The organism is Intestinimonas sp. (genome assembly GCF_026169115.1).
Lineage (GTDB): Bacteria > Bacillota > Clostridia > Oscillospirales > Oscillospiraceae > Intestinimonas.
Genome location: NZ_JAPFEA010000093.1, coordinates 1 through 18,209 on the forward strand (window position 1 = coordinate 1; position 18,209 = coordinate 18,209).

Annotated in this window: 21 protein-coding genes and 1 pseudogene; all 22 read left to right on the forward strand. The window is 64.5% G+C overall.

Features of this window, described 5'->3' with window-relative positions; all coding sequences use genetic code 11:
* A pseudogene (locus Q0Y09_RS08465) lies at positions 1 to 208 on the forward strand (site-2 protease family protein); the annotation flags it as partial.
* 21 nt (positions 209 to 229) lie between these two features.
* Complete coding sequence (locus tag Q0Y09_RS08470; RefSeq protein WP_297720376.1) at positions 230 to 1,027, forward strand: segregation/condensation protein A; 798 nt, start codon at positions 230 to 232, stop codon at positions 1,025 to 1,027.
* A 24-nt stretch (positions 1,028 to 1,051) separates the two neighbouring features.
* Positions 1,052 to 1,720: an SMC-Scp complex subunit ScpB gene (gene scpB / locus Q0Y09_RS08475; RefSeq protein ID WP_297720379.1), complete on the forward strand. Its 669-nt coding sequence runs from the start codon at positions 1,052 to 1,054 to the stop codon at positions 1,718 to 1,720.
* Positions 1,721 to 1,726: 6 nt separating this feature from the next.
* On the forward strand, positions 1,727 to 2,380 hold the full coding sequence (locus Q0Y09_RS08480; protein WP_297720381.1) for a DUF2953 domain-containing protein: 654 nt from the start codon (positions 1,727 to 1,729) through the stop codon (positions 2,378 to 2,380).
* Entirely contained in the window at positions 2,355 to 2,768 is a 414-nt protein-coding gene (gene ytfJ / locus Q0Y09_RS08485) for a GerW family sporulation protein (RefSeq protein ID WP_297720384.1), read from the forward strand. Before Q0Y09_RS08480 ends, ytfJ begins: the two co-directional genes overlap by 26 nt.
* Positions 2,769 to 2,849: 81 nt before the next feature.
* Positions 2,850 to 3,962: a D-alanyl-D-alanine carboxypeptidase family protein gene (locus tag Q0Y09_RS08490; RefSeq protein WP_297720387.1), complete on the forward strand. Its 1,113-nt coding sequence runs from the start codon at positions 2,850 to 2,852 to the stop codon at positions 3,960 to 3,962.
* A 38-nt stretch (positions 3,963 to 4,000) separates the two neighbouring features.
* Positions 4,001 to 4,696 (forward strand): pseudouridine synthase, encoded by a 696-nt coding sequence (locus Q0Y09_RS08495; RefSeq protein ID WP_297720389.1) that lies wholly within the window; start codon positions 4,001 to 4,003, stop codon positions 4,694 to 4,696.
* A gap of 156 nt (positions 4,697 to 4,852) precedes the next feature.
* Entirely contained in the window at positions 4,853 to 5,722 is an 870-nt protein-coding gene (locus Q0Y09_RS08500; RefSeq protein WP_297720392.1) for a MurR/RpiR family transcriptional regulator, read from the forward strand.
* A 1-nt stretch (position 5,723) separates the two neighbouring features.
* Positions 5,724 to 6,971: an NAD(P)/FAD-dependent oxidoreductase gene (locus tag Q0Y09_RS08505; RefSeq protein ID WP_297720395.1), complete on the forward strand. Its 1,248-nt coding sequence runs from the start codon at positions 5,724 to 5,726 to the stop codon at positions 6,969 to 6,971.
* A 30-nt stretch (positions 6,972 to 7,001) separates the two neighbouring features.
* A complete protein-coding gene (gene cmk, locus Q0Y09_RS08510; protein WP_297720398.1) occupies positions 7,002 to 7,682 on the forward strand; it encodes a (d)CMP kinase in 681 nt (226 codons plus the stop codon).
* Positions 7,679 to 8,278 (forward strand): 1-acyl-sn-glycerol-3-phosphate acyltransferase, encoded by a 600-nt coding sequence (locus Q0Y09_RS08515; protein ID WP_297720401.1) that lies wholly within the window; start codon positions 7,679 to 7,681, stop codon positions 8,276 to 8,278. The genes cmk and Q0Y09_RS08515 overlap by 4 nt, the downstream gene beginning before the upstream one ends.
* Positions 8,275 to 10,212: a bifunctional 4-hydroxy-3-methylbut-2-enyl diphosphate reductase/30S ribosomal protein S1 gene (locus tag Q0Y09_RS08520; RefSeq protein ID WP_297720403.1), complete on the forward strand. Its 1,938-nt coding sequence runs from the start codon at positions 8,275 to 8,277 to the stop codon at positions 10,210 to 10,212. The genes Q0Y09_RS08515 and Q0Y09_RS08520 overlap by 4 nt, the downstream gene beginning before the upstream one ends.
* 473 nt (positions 10,213 to 10,685) lie before the next feature.
* Positions 10,686 to 11,162 (forward strand): CarD family transcriptional regulator, encoded by a 477-nt coding sequence (locus tag Q0Y09_RS08525; protein WP_297720406.1) that lies wholly within the window; start codon positions 10,686 to 10,688, stop codon positions 11,160 to 11,162.
* A gap of 86 nt (positions 11,163 to 11,248) precedes the next feature.
* Positions 11,249 to 11,977 (forward strand): 2-C-methyl-D-erythritol 4-phosphate cytidylyltransferase, encoded by a 729-nt coding sequence (gene ispD / locus Q0Y09_RS08530; protein ID WP_297720408.1) that lies wholly within the window; start codon positions 11,249 to 11,251, stop codon positions 11,975 to 11,977.
* Positions 11,977 to 12,459 carry a 2-C-methyl-D-erythritol 2,4-cyclodiphosphate synthase gene (ispF, locus tag Q0Y09_RS08535; RefSeq protein WP_367184378.1) on the forward strand — a complete coding sequence of 161 codons (483 nt, stop codon included), beginning with the start codon at positions 11,977 to 11,979 and terminating at the stop codon, positions 12,457 to 12,459. Before ispD ends, ispF begins: the two co-directional genes overlap by 1 nt.
* 117 nt (positions 12,460 to 12,576) lie before the next feature.
* Positions 12,577 to 12,831, forward strand: coding sequence for a DUF3343 domain-containing protein (locus Q0Y09_RS08540; RefSeq protein WP_297720411.1), 255 nt, complete (start codon positions 12,577 to 12,579; stop codon positions 12,829 to 12,831).
* Positions 12,828 to 13,952, forward strand: coding sequence for an aminotransferase class V-fold PLP-dependent enzyme (locus Q0Y09_RS08545; protein ID WP_297720413.1), 1,125 nt, complete (start codon positions 12,828 to 12,830; stop codon positions 13,950 to 13,952). Before Q0Y09_RS08540 ends, Q0Y09_RS08545 begins: the two co-directional genes overlap by 4 nt.
* A gap of 195 nt (positions 13,953 to 14,147) precedes the next feature.
* Positions 14,148 to 15,038, forward strand: coding sequence for a diadenylate cyclase CdaA (gene cdaA / locus Q0Y09_RS08550; RefSeq protein WP_297720415.1), 891 nt, complete (start codon positions 14,148 to 14,150; stop codon positions 15,036 to 15,038).
* Positions 15,013 to 16,302 carry a hypothetical protein gene (locus Q0Y09_RS08555; RefSeq protein ID WP_297720418.1) on the forward strand — a complete coding sequence of 430 codons (1,290 nt, stop codon included), beginning with the start codon at positions 15,013 to 15,015 and terminating at the stop codon, positions 16,300 to 16,302. The genes cdaA and Q0Y09_RS08555 overlap by 26 nt, the downstream gene beginning before the upstream one ends.
* A 14-nt stretch (positions 16,303 to 16,316) precedes the next feature.
* Entirely contained in the window at positions 16,317 to 16,736 is a 420-nt protein-coding gene (locus Q0Y09_RS08560; RefSeq protein WP_297720421.1) for a SoxR reducing system RseC family protein, read from the forward strand.
* Positions 16,736 to 17,611, forward strand: coding sequence for a DUF5685 family protein (locus Q0Y09_RS08565; protein WP_297720423.1), 876 nt, complete (start codon positions 16,736 to 16,738; stop codon positions 17,609 to 17,611). Before Q0Y09_RS08560 ends, Q0Y09_RS08565 begins: the two co-directional genes overlap by 1 nt.
* Positions 17,608 to 18,209 (forward strand): J domain-containing protein (locus Q0Y09_RS08570; RefSeq protein ID WP_297720426.1); only part of this gene is annotated, 602 nt, incomplete at its 3' end. The genes Q0Y09_RS08565 and Q0Y09_RS08570, both read left to right, overlap by 4 nt.

Sequence of the window (18,209 nt, forward strand, 5' to 3'; positions counted from 1 at the left end):
CCCGCCGCTGGATGGGTCCAAGGTGCTGGGCGCCTGTCGTCCCGACCGGGCCTATTACAAGCTCATGCGCTATGAGCGATGGGGCATGCTCCTCCTCATGGCGCTGCTTTGGCTGGGGGTGTTCAGCGCCCCGCTGAACGCCGCCAGGGGTTGGGTGCTGGATCTGCTGCTCCGGGGCGCGGCCTGGCCCTATTATCTGCTCACATAAGACGAAAGGGAGAGGACGCCGTTGGAGGGACCCATCTATCATCTGGAAAAAGTGGTGAAGGCCAAGGCGGAGGACCTGGAGGACTTTACCGGTCCCCTGGATCTGATCCTGGCCCTGCTGAGCAAGAACAAGATGGAGATCAAGGACATCCAGATCTCTGTGATCCTGGAACAATATCTGGCCTGGATGGACCGGCGGAAGGAGCTGGACCTGGAAGTGGCCAGCGAATTCGTCAGCATGGCGGCCCAGCTGGTCTTCATCAAGTCGAGGATGCTCCTCTCCATCCACGATGAGGAGGCCCTCTCCGAGATGGAACAGCTCATCGCCTCTCTGGAGGCCCACCAGCGCCGGGAGGACTATCTTAAGATCAAGGCGGTGGCGCCGGCGCTCTCCGACCGCTTTGCGCTGGGGCGGGACTACATCACCAAGGGCCCGGAGGCCCTGCCCGCCGACCACACCTACCGCTATGTCCACGACAGGGACGACCTGCGGCGGGCCATGCTGGCGGTGCGGGAGCGGATGGGAACGCTGCTGCCGCCGCCGGTGAGCGCCTTTGAGGGCATCGTGGGCCGGGAGCCCTATCCGGTATCGGACAAGGCTGCCGAGCTCATCCAGCGGCTGGTGCGCTTTGGCGTCACCCGGTTCCGGGCCCTGTTCCAGGGCAATCGGAGCCGCTCTGAGGTGGTGGCCACCTTTATCGCCGTGCTGGAGCTGTGCAAGGCCCGGCGCATCCGCCTGGCCGGCACCGAGACCGACTGCACAGTGACCTGCACCGGGGAGGGGGAGACCGAGATGGAGTTCTCCACCGATGCGTACTGATCCAACGGAAGGGGGAGGGACCCTTTGACAGATCTGAAGGAGATCCAGTCGGCCATGGAGGCCGTTCTCTTTGCCGCCGGCGAGCCGGTGGGCGTGGAGCGGCTGTGCCTGGCGCTGGAGATCGACCGCGCCACAGCGGACGCAGTGGCCCAGAAGCTGATGGACGATTACAGTTACAGCCGCCGGGGCATCCGGCTGGTGCGGCTGGACACCAGCTATCAGCTCTGCTCGGCGCCGGAGTACGCCGACCTCATCCGCAAGACCTTTGAGAGCCGGCGTCCCCCCAGGCTGTCCCCACCGGCCCTGGAGGTGCTGGCCATCATCGCCTATTACCAGCCCACCACCCGGGCCTACGTGGACCAGGTGCGGGGGGTGGACAGCGCCTATACTGTGGGATTGCTGCTGGACCGGGAGCTCATTGAGGAGTGCGGACGACTGGCGGTGCCAGGGCGGCCCATCCTCTATCGGACCACGCCCACCTTCCTGCGCTCCTTTGGCCTGAGCAGCCTGGAGGAGCTGCCAGAGCTGCCAGCCGCCGCGCCGGAGGAGGGCCAGCTCTCCATGGACATGCAAACGGCGCTGGAGAAGCTGCGGATGCTCCGGGAGGAGGGGGAGGAGCCCACCGAGGAGGAACTGCTCTCCGCGGCGACGGCGCTGGCGCGGGCCGAGCGGAACACGACGGAGGGAGGCTGAGGCCCGGTGGGCTGGGTGATCCTGGCGTGTATCCTGGCGGCCCTGCTCCTGGTGTCGCTCATCCGGGTCGGAGCCGATGCGGATTACGATGGCGCGCAGCTCACCGTCCGCCTTCGGGTGGGACCGGTGCATCTGCGGGTCTATCCGATGAAAAAGAAGCGGGAAAAGCCGCCTGCCGACCCGGAGACGGCGCCGAAGAAGCCCTCTCCCGGACCGGAGAAGGGGGCGCTCTTCTCACTGCTCCGGGCGCTGCTGCCGGTGGCCCTGCGGGCGGCGGGCAGCCTCCGGCGCAGGATCTCGGTAGACCGGCTGGAGGCGCGGATCCTGCTGGCTGGGAGCGATCCGGCAGCCGTGGCAACGGCCTTTGGAAGCGTCAATGCCATGCTTGGTATGGTCCTGCCCCTTTTGGAGCAGAATTTTCGTATCCGCCAGCGGGACATCCGCACGGCGGTAGATTTCCAGCGGACCCACTCGGAGCTCAGCGCCGGGGTCGCGCTGTCCCTCACCGTCGGGCAGGGGGTCTCTTTTGCCCTGCGGTTTGGGTTCCAGGCACTGGGTGTGCTGCTGCGCTGGCGGCGGCAGCAAAATGAAACCAAGAAACAGGTCACAGATACGACAGAAAGGGCGGTAGCATATGGAAAAGAACCATCCCATCAGTGAGCTCATGTCCACCACCATGGAGAAGATCCGGGAGATGGTGGACGTCAACACCATCGTAGGCACCCCCATCCACACCGACGGCGGCGTGACCCTCATTCCGGTGTCCCGGCTGTCCTTCGGCTTTGGGACCGGCGGCGGCGACTTTACCACCAAGAACCAGAAGCCGGACGCGGAGAACTCCTTCGGCGGCGGCAGCGGTGCCGGCGTCAACATCGCCCCAGTGGCCTTCCTCATCGTCAAGGGGGATTCGGTGAAGCTGCTGCCTGTGGCCCCTCCCGCCGGAAACGCGGTGGACCGGGTGGTGGAGCTGGTGCCAGAGATGTTCGATAAGGTCACCGATTTCATTGAGAAGCAGGACAAGGGCGGCAAGGGTTCCGCGGAGCAATAAAACGGGCGGGGCGGCGTCCGGGGATAATCGGAGAAGGGGACAGACATACTAACGGCATCCATACCGTTGAGGTGATGCCCCATGAAGTCATTTGCAGCCCTGTTTCTGTCGTTTGCCCTGCTCCTCCCCATGCTCGGCCCCGCCGCCCGGGCGGCGGGGCCGTCCACGTCGGCGGCCTCCGCCATCCTGGTGGACGCCGGGAGCGGACGGGTCCTCTATGAAAAGGACGCCCACACCCGCCGGGGCATCGCCAGCACCACCAAGCTGATGACCGCTCTGGTGGCGGCGGAGTCGGTCACCGATCTGAACGCCCCGGTGGAGATCCTGCGGGAGGACACCCTTGCCGAGGGCTCCTCCATGTATCTGAGGGCGGGGGAGACCGTCACGGTGGAGGCCCTCCTTTACGGCCTGCTCCTCCAGTCCGGCAACGATGCCGCCCTGGCCCTGGCACGCTTCTGTGCCGGGAGTGTGGCGGCCTTTGTGGCGCTAATGAACGAGAAGGCCCAGGCTCTGGGCATGGCGGACACCCATTTTGCAAACCCAAATGGACTGGACGCCGAGGGACACTACTCCACCGCCGCCGACATGGCCATCCTGGCGGCGGCCTGCATGGACAACGAGCTGGTGGCGAAAACGGCGGCCTGCGGAACGGCGTCGGTTGGGGGGCGGACCTTCGTCAACCACAACAAGCTGCTCCGCCTCTATCCCGGCTGTGTGGGGATGAAGACGGGCTATACCAGCGCCTCTGGCCGAACCCTGGTCTCGGCGGCCCGGCGGGACGGACAGTTGCTGCTGTGCGTCACCCTCAACGACCCCGACGACTGGAGGGACCACGCCGCCCTTTTTGATTACGGCTTTGAGACCTACCCGCTGCGGCTGCTGGCCGGCGCGGGGAAAACGGTGGGACTGGTGAAGACCGCCGGGGCCCTGGTGCCCGCCCTGTGGGTGCGGACGGCGGAGGAGGTGCGATACCCCCTGACGGCAGAGGAACAGGTCAGGGTCCGGCTGGACCTGCCCGACCGGCTGCCGGCGCCGGCGGCAGCCGACCTGCCGGTGGGGGGTCTCACCTTCACCCTGGACGGCGCGGTCATCGGGCGGACGGAGCTGGTGTGCGCAGCCGGCGTTCACGCTGACCCTGCCCCGGCCCGGGGACCGCTGGAGCGGCTCTGGGCGCTGCTGCCCTGGGCGGCATAGGCCGCCCAGCATAAAATGGAAAGAAAGAGGTGCCCTTCATGGAGGAACGCCTGCAAAAACTCCTCTCCGCCGCCGGGCTTTGCTCCCGGCGTACGGCGGAGGACTATATCGTGGCCGGACGGGTCACGGTGAACGGTCAGGTCGCCGGGCTGGGCGACAAGGCCGACCTGAGCCGGGACCGCGTGGCGCTGGACGGGGTGGAGGTGGGCCCGGCGGCAGAGCCGGTCTACCTCATGCTCAACAAGCCCCGGGGCTATGTGACCACCCTCTCCGACGAGGAGGGGCGGCCCACGGTGGCCGAGCTGGTGGCCGACTGCGGGGTGCGGGTGTGGCCGGTAGGACGGCTGGACCTGGATTCGGAGGGGCTTTTGCTGCTCACCAACGACGGCGCTCTGACCCACCGGCTCATCCACCCCAGCCACGAGGTGAACAAGCAGTACTTAGTGATGGTCACCGGAGACATTGAGGGGGCCCTGCCCACCCTCAACGGTCCCATGGAGCTGGATGGCGTGGCCCTCGCGCCCGCCCGTGTGGACCGGCTGGGCCCCAATCTGCTCTCCTTTGAGATCCACGAGGGAAAAAACCGCCAGATCCGCCGGATGTGCCAGCAGGTGGGCCTGACGGTGAAGGCCCTGCGCCGGGTCCGGGAGGGCCAGGTTCAGCTGGGAGGGCTCAAGCTGGGCAAGTGGCGTCACCTCACCGAGGAGGAGGTCGCGCTGCTCAAAAGCATCTGAGGATGCAGAAGGGCCGGAACTGTTCTGCGGGACGTGCTTGCATTTCCCGCCGTTTCCCGCTATGATAATAGCGGTTGGCCCCATTGCCGGCGGAGCGCGGCGGGGGCGGTACAGTACGCCGGGCAAAGCCCGGGAAGAAATGTGAGGGTGTCCGCCATGTCCAGGGACATTTTGACCGCCATTCAAAACCAAATGCCCACCTTTTCCAAGGGGCAGAAGCTCATTGCCCGCTTCATCCTGTCCTCTTACGACAAGGCGGCCTTCATGACGGCCAGCCGCCTGGGGCAGACGGTGAACGTCAGCGAGTCCACGGTGGTCCGCTTTGCCGCCGAGCTGGGCTATGACGGCTACCCCAGCATGCAGAAGGCCCTCCAGGAGATGATCCGCAGCAAGCTCACCTCTATCCAGCGCATTGAGGTGGCCAATGACCGCATCGGGGATCACGACGTCCTGGCCACGGTGCTCCAGTCGGACATCGAAAAGATCCGGCTCACCCTGGAGGAGGCTGACCGGTCCGGGTTTGACCGGGCGGTGGACGCCATCCTCTCTGCCCGGCGGATCTACATTGTGGGGGCCCGTTCGGCGGCGGCGCTGGCGGACTTCCTGGGTTTTTACTTCAATCTGATCTTTGAGCAGGTGGTCCTCATCCGGACCACTTCGGTGAGCGAGACCTTTGAACAGCTGCTGCGGGTGGGGCCGGAGGACGTGGTCATCGGGATCAGCTTCCCCCGGTATTCCAGCCGGACGGTACAGGCCATGCGCTTTGCCGGAGACCGGGGCGCCAGAGTGGTGGCCCTCACCGACTCCCAGGCGTCCCCTCTGGCAGACATGGCCACGGTCACCCTCCTGGCCAAAAGCGATATGGCATCCTTTGTGGATTCCCTGGTGGCGCCGCTGAGTCTCATCAACGCCCTCATCGTGGCGGTGGGGCGGCGCAAGAATGCCGATGTGGCCCAGACTTTCTCCACCCTGGAGCAGATCTGGGCGGATTACGGCGTATATGAACAAGTAGAGGAAGAGAACTGATTTGACGCAGGAAGAGAAGCGGATCATTGTCATAGGGGGCGGCGCCGCGGGCATGCTCGCGGCGCTGACTGCTGCCCGGATGGGGGCCCCTGTCACCCTCCTGGAGCGCAACCAGAAGGTGGGGCGGAAGCTCTATATCACCGGCAAGGGCCGGTGCAACCTGACCAACGACTGTGCGCCGGCAGAGGTCCTGGCCAACGTGCCCCGGAATGGAAAATTCCTCACCAGCGCTGTCACCCGGTTCCCGCCGGCCCAGGTGAAGGACTTTTTTACCGACCTCGGCGTCCCCTTGAAGACCGAGCGGGGCAACCGGGTCTTCCCGGTGTCGGATAAGGCTGCCGATGTGGTGGACGCCCTCTTTTTCGCCCTGCGGCGTGCCGGCGTGGACCTGGTCCAGGACCGGGCCGGGGAGATCCTCACCGCAGAAGGGCGGGTCACGGGGGTCAAGGGGGAGAAGGGGCGCTACCCCGGCAGGGCCGTGGTCCTGGCCACCGGCGGGGCCTCCTACCCGCTGACCGGCTCCACCGGAGACGGCTATGCCATGGCCGCCGCCCTGGGCCACACCATCCTGCCCCCCAAGGCATCCCTCATTCCCCTGGTGGTGGAGGGGGAGGAGTGTCCCTCCATGCAGGGGCTCTCCCTGCGGAATGTGGCGGTAAAGGTGAAAAATCAGAAGGGCAAGGTGATCTTCCGGGAGCAGGGGGAGATGCTCTTCACCCATTTCGGCCTCTCCGGCCCCCTGATCCTCAGCGCCAGCGCCCATATGCGGGACTACGAAAAGGAGCGGTATACCGTGGTGATCGACCTCAAACCGGCCCTGGACGAGACGGCGCTGGACGCCCGCCTGGTGCGGGAGCTCACCGGGCAGCCCAACCGGGCCTTTCACAATGTTCTGGAGACCCTGGCCCCCCGGCTGCTGGTCCCTGTGCTGGCCCGGCGGGCGGACATTCCCCCGGATCTGCCCGCCAATGCGGTCACCAAGGTCCAGCGGAGGAAGCTGTTGGAGACCCTTAAGAGTCTGGATTTCCCGGTGGCCGGTCCCCGTCCGGTGGAGGACGCCATCGTCACCAGCGGCGGCGTGAAGGTCTCCGAGGTGGACCCCAGGACCATGGCGTCCAAGCGGGTGGAGGGGCTCTATCTGGCCGGCGAGCTGCTGGACGTGGACGCCTACACAGGAGGTTTCAATCTCCAGATCGCCTGGTGTACTGGTCGTGCAGCCGGCCAGGCGGCGGCGGAGCGGGTCCTTTGACGGGCCGGGAAAAACGAGGAGGCAGAAGACATGGGACATAAGAGCGTGGCCATCGACGGCCCCTCCGGGGCGGGGAAAAGCACCCTGGCCCGGAAGGCGGCAGAAGTCCTTGGCTTTTTGTACGTAGACACTGGCGCCATCTACCGCACCCTGGGCCTGCTGGCCTTGGAGCGGAAGGTGGATCTCTCCGACACTGCGGCAGTGAAGGCCCTGCTGCCACAGGCCGAGATCCGGCTGGCGCATGACAGCGGGGACGGCCTTCAGCACATGTACCTGTGCGGCCGGGACGTCACCGGGGACATCCGGCGGCCGGAGGTATCCCGGGCGGCGTCGGCGGTGTCGGCCATCCAGGCGGTGCGGGACTTCCTGATGGAGACCCAGCGGAGTCTGGCCAGGGAGCACGATGTGGTCATGGATGGCCGGGACATCGGTACGGTGGTGCTGCCGGAGGCCGACGTCAAGATTTTCCTCACCGCTTCTCCCGAGGCGCGGGCCCGGCGGCGCTGCGACGAGCTGCTCCAGCGGGGGACGCCCCAGGACTATGAGACGGTCCTGGCCGAGATCGTGGAGCGGGACCGGCGGGACATCAGCCGGACGGCGGCGCCGCTGCGGCAGGCGGAGGACGCCGTGCTGGTGGACACCACCGAGCTGGACCTGGAGGAGAGCCTTCAGGCGCTGCTGGACGCCGTCAGAGGGGGGCTGGAGCGATGAGGACCTTTTATGCTGTGATCTATCTGATCGTGTGGCCCTTTTTCAACCTGGTCCATCCGGGGCGTGCCATCGGGTGGGAAAACATCCCGGAGGGGGGCGTGCTGGTGTGCGGCAACCACACCGCCATGTCTGACCCGCTTTTCCTGGCCTTTGCCTTTCGACTCAAGCATCAGCTCCGGCCCATGGCCAAGGCGGAGCTGCTGCGGGTGCCCTTCATTGGCTGGATCCTCCGCCATGTGGGCGTCTTCGGCGTGGAGCGGGGCAAATCGGACGTGGGCGCCATCAAGCAGGCCATGAAATACCTGAAGGAGGGGGAGAAGGTCCTCCTCTACCCGGAGGGCCACCGGATCCATGAGAGCAAGGGGGAACAGGGGGAGGCGAAAAACGGCGCCGCCATGCTGGCCGTGCGCTGCGGCGTGCCCATCCTGCCCGTCTATGTGCCGGAGCACAAGCCCTGGTTCCGGCGGACCCCGGTGGTCATCGGGGAGCCCTACCTGCCCCAGGTGGCAGGCCGGAAGGGGACTGCGGAGGAATATGACGCCATCACCGCTGACCTCATGGAGCGCATCCGCAAGCTGGGGGAGCTGGCGTCATGAAGCTGGAACTGGCCAGATCCGCCGGCTTCTGTTACGGCGTGAAGCGGGCGGTGGAGATGGCGGAGCAGGCCGCCCGGGCCGGCGGCGCCGTGCTGCTGGGCCCCGTGATCCACAACGACCATGTGGTCGCGCAGCTGGAAGAGGAGGGGGCCGTCCTGGTCCACACTGTGGAGGAGGTGCCGCCCGGCGCGGCGGTGATCCTCCGGTCTCACGGGGAGGCCAGGCGGGTCCATGAGGCCCTGGCCGAAAAGGGCTGCCGGATCGTGGACACGGCCTGTCCCAATGTCCAGCGCATCCACCGGCTGGTGGCGGAGGCCGAGGCGGCGGGCCGGCAGCCGGTCATCATCGGCACGCCGGATCACCCGGAGATCGTGGCCATCGCCGGTTGGTGCACCCATCCGGTGGTGCTGCCGGACGGGGCGGCCCTGGCCGCCTGGCTCTCAGAGGAGCCCGGACGGCGTGAAATGCCCATCACCATGGTCTCCCAGACCACATCCACCCGGGGAATTTGGGAATTCGCCTTAGAAACAGCAAAAAAAGAGTGTACAAACGCAGAAATATTTGATACAATATGTAATGCTACGTATATACGGCAGTCGGAAGCCCAAAAATTGGCAGCCCACTGCGACGCCATGATCGTCATCGGCGACCGCAAGAGCTCCAACACCAGGCGGCTTTCAGAGCTGTGTCGCGCCCTCTGTCCTCAGGTGGTCACCATTGAGGGGGCGGAGGAATTGGAACCGGCCTCCTTCCGGGGGGCGGCTTCGATCGGCATCACCGCGGGAGCATCGACGCCCGGGTGGATAATAAAGGAGGTCTATGACAAAATGAGCGACGAAATCATGGAGATCGAGGAATCCTTCGCTGATCTGCTGGAGAAATCGATCAAAACTTTAAATACAGGAGAGAAGGTCACCGGTGTCGTCACTGAGATCACCCCCACTGAGATCTATGTGGATCTGGGCACCAAGCATGCCGGCTATATTCCTGTATCCGAGCTGACCGACGACCCCACCATGAAGGTGGAGGACATCGTGAAGATCGGCGACGAGATCGAGACCTATGTCATGCGGGTCAACGACGCCGAGGGCGTGGTCACCCTGTCCAAGAAGCGCCTGGACAGCGTGAAGAGCTGGGATGACGTGGAGGCCGCCCGCGAGGCCGGCACCGTGGTGGAAGGCGTCATCACCGAGGAGAACAAGGGCGGCGTGGTGGCCTCTGTCAAGGGCGTGCGTGTGTTCATCCCCGCCTCCCAGACCGGTCTGCCCCGGGACGCCGCCATGGGCGCTCTGCTCAAGCAGAAGGTCCGCATGAAGATCACCGAGGTCAACCGTGCCCGTCGCCGCGTGGTGGGTTCCATCCGCGCTGTGGAGCAGGCTGAGCGCGCCGAGAAGGCCGCCAAGGTCTGGGCCGAGATCGAGGACGGCAAGCGTTACTCCGGCGTGGTCAAGTCCCTGACCTCTTACGGCGCTTTCGTGGACATCGGCGGCGTGGACGGCATGGTCCACATCTCCGAGCTCTCCTGGAGCCGCATCAAGCACCCCTCCGAGGTGGTCAGCGTGGGCGACCCCGTGGACGTGTACGTTATCTCCTTCGACCCTGAGAAGAAGAAGATCTCTCTGGGCATGAAGGACCGGAGCCAGGATCCCTGGACTGTCTTCACCGACAAGTACAGCGTGGGCGATGTGGCCAACGTCAAGGTGGTCAAGCTGATGACCTTCGGCGCTTTCGCCGAGATCGTCCCCGGCGTGGACGGCCTGATCCACATTTCCCAGATCGCCGACCACCGCATCGAGAAGCCCGGCGACGTGCTGGCTGAGGGCGATATGGTGGACGTGAAGATCACCGACATCGACATGGAGCACCAGAAGGTCTCTCTGTCCATCCGTGCGCTCCTGGAAGAGCCCGCCGACATGGAGGACGAGGAGGCATAAGTTCTCCTGCGTGCAGCGCATATAACAAAAGAGAAAGGACCTGTCTCATTTTTTGAGACAGGTCCTTTCAGCTTGTCAAAAAAGTAGAAATGCCCCCCATTTTGCGCAAGTGCCTCGCAGAGTTCCGTCGTCCGCAGACGACGGAAGCAAGTGAAATCTGTTTTTCCGGGGACATGTGCCTCGGAAAAAACACTGCTCAGGCCGCAAACGTGCGGCGCAGTCTCTTCGGCTGCGCCGTGCGCTGCAGCGGCCTGTATCCCTTCGAAAAAATGCTTGCATTTTTGAGAGAGCCTGTCTCATTTTTTGAGGCAGGTCCTTTTCGATATTTTTGGGATTCGGATGGAATTTGACGCTGGTTTTACCCCAAGTGTGCCGGTTTTTACTTGCAAAGCGTTGATAAATGATTTATAATAAACTTGATTTGATTGTTTGTCAAGTTATTTTTCACGCTATGAGTCAAGGAGGTGGTTATCATGTTTGAGGTGGGGGATAAGATCGTCCATCCAATGCATGGTGCCGGTGTGATCGACAGCATTGTCAGCAAGAAGGTCAACGGCGTGGTGCGGGACTACTATATCCTCAAGCTCCCGGTGGGCGGCATGCTGGTCATGATACCCACTGAGCACACTGAGGAGATCGGGGTCCGCCCCGTGGTGGACCGGGAGGAGGCCGACCGGCTCATTGCCGCCATGCCGGAGATCAAGGTGGAGATGACGCAGAACTGGAACCGCCGCTATCGGGAAAATATGCTCCGCATCAAGAGCGGGGACCTGATGGAGGTGGCTCGGGTGGTGAAGGGGCTTATGCTCCGGGACGAGGACCGGGGACTCTCCACCGGGGAACGCAAGATGCTCCACTCGGCCAAGCAGATCCTGATTTCCGAGCTTGTCCTCTCTCAGGGCGTCAGCTATGAGGACATGGAGCGGCGGGTCAACACTGCCATGAGCTGACTGCCCCGCCAGACAAAGGAGCCGCAAGGCTCCTTTTTGTCGGAGCGGGGGTGACCGAGCCCTGTTTTGAAAGGAGCTGGACACGCATGTCTATTTTCGACGCCCTGCGAAAGAAACGTCCCGCCGCGCCCTTCTGCACCGCCGTGGTGCCGGCGGCCGGGTCCTCCACCCGAATGGAGGGCCAGGACAAGATGCTGCTGGAGCTGGGGGACCGACCGGTGCTGGTCCGCAGTCTGGAGGCCCTGGAGGACTGTCCCCTGATCCACGAGATCGTGGTGGTGACCCGGGAGGATCTGGTGGTACCGGTGAGCCGGCTGTGCCGGTCATTCGGCCTGGAAAAGGTCTCCGGAGTGGTGACCGGCGGCGCCACCCGCACCCTGTCGGTCCTGGCGGGCATCCGGGCGGCCAGTGACAGCGCGGAGCTCATCGCCGTCCACGACGGCGCACGGCCCTTCGTCACGCCGGAGGTGCTGGAGGAGGTCATCCGCAAGGCGGCGGAGTGCGGCGCGGCAGCTCCGGCGGTGCCGGTGACCGATACGGTGAAGCGGGCCAGGGACGGTGTGGTGGAGGAGACCCTGGACCGGGAGACCCTGTTCGCCATCCAGACGCCCCAGGTCTTTGAGGCGTCGCTCCTCCGGGCGGCCCTCCAGAAGGCGGCGGAGGAGGGCGTCTCCCTCACCGACGACTGTGCCGCCGTGGAGCGCCTGGGGATGCGGGTGAGCCTGACCCGGGGCGAGCGGACCAACCTGAAATTGACCACCCCGACGGACCTGGATCTGGGCCTGGGGATCTTGATGGGAAGGGGCGAGTTGTGATGGCGGAAATGCGGATCGGACATGGATATGACGTCCACCGGCTGGCGGCGGGGCGGAAGCTGGTGCTGGGGGGTGTGGAGATCCCCTGGGAGGAGGGGCTGCTGGGCCACTCTGACGCCGACGTCCTGACCCACGCGGTGATGGACGCCCTGCTGGGGGCGGCGGGCCTGGGGGATATCGGCAGGCTCTTTCCCGACAGCGACCCGGCCTTTGCCGGGATCTCCAGTCTTCTGCTGTTGGACCGGGTGTGTGACCGCCTCCGGACGGAGGGCTGGCAGGTGGGCAACGTGGACGCCACGGTGGTGGCCCAGCGGCCCAAGCTGGCCGGGCATATCCCGCAGATGCGGCAGAACCTGGCCCTTCACCTGGGGGTGCCCCAGGAGCGGGTGAACGTGAAGGCCACCACCGAGGAGGGGCTGGGCTTCACCGGCACGGGGCAGGGCATGGCGGCACACGCCGTGACCCTGCTGGAACGAAAATAGGACCACGGGACCGGGACCTCTGCGCGGCGGGGGTTCCGGTCTTTTTTGTCTGTACCTTTGATGGTGTCCGCCGGAGGCGGCCGGGCATAGGATGCTTCGGAGAGGAGCGTAATGCCTATGGTCTACTATCTTATCGTCTGCCGTTCCCTCACCTATGCCCAGCGGACGGCGGCTGTATTGGAGCGGGGCGGCATCACCGGGACCGTCCTCCGGGCGCCCCGGTCCATCGTGGGGGAGGGCTGCGGCTACGCCGTGAAGGTGGCCGAGCGCCGGCTGGCCCAGGCGCTGGTTCTGCTCAATCGGGCGGAGTTGCGGCCCAGGGGGGTCTATATTGCGGAATCAGACGGCGGTTACCGCCAGGTGGGGCCATGATCTACCTGGACTCTGCCGCCACCTCCCTCCAAAAGCCGCCGGAGGTGGCCAGGGCGGCGGCGTCCGCCATGAAGCATATGGCCAGCCCGGGGCGGGGCGGCTACCCCGCCGCCATGGCGGCTGCGGACACCCTTTTTGCCTGCCGGGAGACTGCCGCCCGGCTTTTTCATGTGCCGGAGCCCGACCAGGTGGTGCTCACCATGAATGCCACCCACGGCTTGAACCTGGCCATCAAGACCCTGGTGTCCCCGGGGGATACCGTGCTCATCTCCGGTTATGAGCATAACGCGGTCACCCGGCCCCTGGCGGCCATCCCGGATGTGACGGTAAAGGCGGCGGAAGCCCCGCTGTTCCAGCCGGAGTCTATGGCGGAGCGGTTCCGGGCGCTGCTCACACCGGAGGTGACCTGTGTCATCTGCACCCATGTGTCCAACGTCTTCGGCTACGTGCTGCCGGTGCGGGAGATCGCCGGGCTGTGCCAGGAGCGGGGGGTCCCCTTTGTCCTGGATGCCTCCCAGTCCGCCGGGACCCTCCCCGTACACATGGATGAGCTTGGGGCGGCCTTCATCGCCATGCCTGGCCACAAGGGCCTTTATGGTCCCCAGGGTACCGGCCTGCTGCTGTGCGCCCGGTCAGCAGCCCCTCTGTTGGAGGGAGGGACCGGGTCTCTCTCCGCCCTTCAGACCATGCCGGAGTTTCTTCCTGACCGGCTGGAGGCCGGCACCCACAATGTCCCGGGGGCCGCCGGGCTGCTGGAGGGGCTGCGCTTTGTGGAGCGGATGGGGCCGGGGCAGATCCTGACCCATGAGCGCCGCCTGGCCGCCCAGTGTGCGCAGGGGCTGACCGGTTTGGACGGCGTCACGGTGTGGTCGGCCCCAAGGCTGGCCCATCAGGCGGGGGTCCTCGCCTTCCGGGTGGAGGGAATGGACTGTGAGGAGACGGGAGAGCGGCTGGGACGGCTGGGCATCGCCGTCCGGGCGGGGCTCCACTGCGCGCCCCTGGCCCATCGCACAGCCGGAACGCTGGAAACAGGTGCCGTCCGGGCCAGCTTTTCCGCCTTCAACAGCGCGGGGGAGGTGCGCGCCCTGGTCAGGGCTGTGTCCAGCCTCCGGGATCTGTGACTCCGCCAGCCTGTGCGTGGGCCGCGGTTCTCTGCCGCGCGCCCTCGCACGCTTTTTTTCGGCGATTTCCGTTTGAAGTTCAGGGAAATTTAATGGGTGGGGTCCTTGCCATTTGCCGGTGGATACAGTATAATATTTGAAATGGGCAGAGCGTACGGCATCTGTCTCAGGGGTCATTCTTTGTTGTGGGAGATCATGGAAATGACAGACATTTTACAGAGGGTGTATCACTACATCCTGACTTTTAACATTTCCATATTCGATGTTGTAGATGTGACCATCATCTCGGTGATCGTCTATCGGGTGCTCATGCTGGTGCGGCGGAGCCGGGCGGCCCAGGTGGCCAAGGCCATCCTCCTGCTGCTGGCCGCCCTGGCGATCTCCTCGGTGCTCCAGCTGCGGGTCATCAACTTTTTCCTCTCCCATATGGTAGAGATGGGAATGCTGGCCCTCATCGTGGTCTTCCAGCCGGAGATCCGCCGCTTTTTGGAGCAGCTGGGCAGCACCAGCCTGGGCGATATGTTCAGCCGGGAGGAGGCTCCCCCGGAGGTGGAGGAGGCCATCTCCCAGACCGTACAGGCTTATGCCTCCCTCGCCCGGGACAAGGTTGGGGCCCTGATGGTCTTTGAGCGGAAGGTGCCCCTGGACGACATCATCAAAACAGGCACCGCCCTGGATTCCACCGTGGCGGCGGAGCTTTTGAAAAACCTTTTCTGGAACAAGGCCCCCCTTCACGACGGCGCCGTCATCGTCCGGAACGGGCACATCGTCGGGGCGGGCTGTGTGCTCCCTCTGTCGGGGAACATCAATCTGTCCCGGGACCTGGGAATGCGGCACCGGGCCGGCATCGGCATGAGCGAGAATTCCGACGCCGTGGTGGCCATCGTCTCGGAGGAGACCGGGTCCATCTCCGTGGCGGTGAACGGCATGCTCAAGCGCCATCTGGCCCCGGAGACGCTGGAGCGCCTGCTGCGCAACGAGCTGCTGCCCAAGGATGAGACCTCTGGATCCCCTGGCAAGCTCTCCGCCCTATTCAAGTCGAAAAAAGGTGACAAACACGATGGGGAAGAAGTTCGCGGAAAGTAAAATATTCAATATCATCCTGTCCATCCTCATCGCCCTTGGCCTGTGGGCCTATGTGACAGCCAGTGTGACCGATGTGGGCGAGTCCACCGTGCGTAATATCCCGGTGACGGTGGTGGGGGAGGAGGCGCTCAATGCCAAGGGCCTGATGATCGACCCCGGCGCCAAGCTGGTGGTCAATGCCAGGGTCAGCGGGAATCGGAACCTGCTGGTGAACATGGCCTCCACGCCCAGCGAATATTTCAGCGCCGTCGTCAACGTGGCTGAGATCACCGAGCCCGGGACCTACGAGCTCAGCTGTGCCATCACGCCGGAGTTCACCTCCCTGACATCTGCCGGCGTGCGGGTGCTGGACCAGGAGGGAAAGACGGTCCGGGTGACCATCACCAAGCTGCTGTCCAAGACGGTGGAGGTCCGCGGCGTTTTTGAGGGTACAGTGGATGAGGAAAACAACTACCGGGCCAATCCTGTGGAGGTCACGCCGGGTGTCATCAAGGTCCAGGGTCCTGAGGAGCTGGTCAACCAGGTGGACTACGCCCAGGTCACCATTGCCGGCGAGGACCTCACCAAGACCTATACTGGCGAACTCGGCTTCCAGCTCATGACGGCGGACGGCAAAGTGGTGGATGACCGGGAGCTCACCACCAACGTGAATACAGTGAGTGTGGTCATGCCGGTGGTCAAGACCATGGAGGTGCCGCTGAGTCTGGAGTATGTCTACGGCGGCGGCATCACCGCAGAAAACTTTGCGCGGTATGTGACGGTAGATATCCAGCCTGCTGCCATCCAGGTCTCCGGCGACGAGGACGATGTGACCTATCTGGAGGGCAAGACCATCACCGTGGGCAAGATCGATCTTTCCCAGGTGGTCCAGGAGGAGCAGACCTTTGTCTTCCCCATTGAGCTGGCGACGGAGCTGAGCAACGACAGCGGCATCACCCAGGTCACTGTGACCGTCACGATCAAGGGGTTGGAGACCAAAACAGTGGAGACCTCCAACATCGACATCATCAATACCCCGGCGGGCTTTACCGCCGATGCTGTGACCCGCTCCCTCCAGGTCAAGGTCCGGGGGCCTGCCGATGCCGTTGATGCGGTTGAGGGGTACCAGCTCCGGGTGGTGGTGGATCTGCAGGGGCAGAATCTGCGAAAGGCCCAGTTCCCCTTCACGCCCAAGATCTATCTGGATGGCGACAGCCGCTGCGGCGTGGTCAGCTCCAGCAGCGGTACCGGCTATATCGTGGTCGTCAATATCCAAACACAATAGGAGAGTCTTTCCATATGACACAGACAGCACAAATCAAGCAGACTTTTCCCAATGGCACAGCCCAGGTGGCAGTGGTCCGCCAGGGCGCCTGTGCCCATAACTGTTCCGAGTGCGGCGGCTGCATGACGGCGGCCCAGCCTACCGTCACCGCCATAGCTGAAAATACTGTGGATGCCAAGGTGGGAGAGCTGGTGGTGGTGGAGACCGCGAACACCCAGCTCATGGGGGTCATTGCCTTTGTCTACCTGATGCCTATGGTGCTTTTGGTGGCCGGCTATCTGGTGGCCCAGTCCTTTGGCCTTACCCAGGGCTGGTGTATCCTGGCGGGGATTGCCGCCTTTGTCGTCAGCATATTCCTTGTCATTGCCCTGGACCGACGGGTCAAACGCCGCAAGTCCATCCAGTTCCGCATCGTAGCCCGCAAGGAGATCTGATGTTCGGCTATGTGGTCCCCCGGCGGGGGGAGCTGAAGGTCCGGGAGCTGGACGACTACCAGGGGATCTACTGCGGTCTCTGTCACACGCTGGGCCGCCGGTACGGCTTTCTGCCCCGGCTGCTCCTCAACTATGATTTTGCCTTTCTGGCCATGGTCCTGGCCGGACCGGGGGAGCCGGTGGAGCTGGAGCGGCGCCGGTGCGTGGCCTGTCCACTCCGTGGGAAACGGGTCTGTCCCGCCCGCCCGGAGCTGGATACAGCAGCCGATGAGAGCGTGATCCTCACCTACTGGAAGCTGCGGGACAGTGTGGCCGACCATGGCTTTTTCCGTGGGCTGTCCGCCCGGGTGCTGAGCGCGCTCCTTCGCCCGTCCTATCGGAAGGCGGCGCGGCTCCGTCCTGCGTTTGACCGGCAGACCGTGGCCTGCCTGGAGGAGCTGCGGGCCCTGGAGGCGGACAAGTCCCCCTCACTGGACCGGACGGCGGACACCTTTGCCAGGATACTGACCGCGGCGGCCCCCGCCACCGGGGAAACTGTCCGGGACCGGGCGCTGGAGCAGCTGCTCTACCATGTGGGCCGCTGGATCTATTTGGTGGACGCCTGGGACGACCTTGAGGAGGACCGGGCGGCAGGACAGTACAATCCGCTGCTCCTGCGGTTCCCGGACGGGCCGGAGGCCCACCGGGACGAGGTCCGGCTGACGCTGGACCACTCGCTGAACCTGGCCATATCGGCCCATCATCTCGACGATGCCGGTCCATGGAGCGGCGTTATTTTGAATATCCTCTGCCTGGGATTGCCCATGGTGGAGGAGGCCGTCTTCGCCGGTCAGTGGCGGCGGCGCAAGAAAGAGAACAGGGAGAACGTACTATGAATGATCCGTACAGCATCCTGGGTGTAAGCCCTGACGCCAGCGACGAGGAGGTCAAAAAAGCCTACCGGGAACTGGCGCGGAAGTACCACCCGGACAACTACCAGAACAATCCCCTGGCCGACCTGGCCGAAGAGAAGATGAAGGCCATCAACGAGGCATATGACGCCATTACCAAGCAGCGGGCGAGCCGCGGGAGCGGCGGTTATCAGGCCAGCTATCAGCAGCAGGGCGGGTACCAGAGCCAGAGCCGGTCCTCCGGCGGCGCTTCGGTCTATGCCAGAGCCCGGCAGGCCATCAATCTGGGAAATCTGAGTCAGGCGGAGCAGCTGCTCCAGTCGGTGCCGGGCCAGGATGCGGAGTGGCACTTCCTGATGGGCTCCATCGCCTATCAGAAGGGCTGGCTGGACGAGGCCATGCAGCAGTACCAGATGGCCTGCAACATGGACCCAAACAATCTGGAGTACCGGCAGGCGTACAACATGATGCGCCAGGGCGGACAGGCGTACCGCCCCTTCGGCTATGGCTACGGAGGCGTCGATTCCTGCGACTGCTGTACCACCATGCTGTGCATGAACTGCCTGTGCGGCGGGTGCGGGAA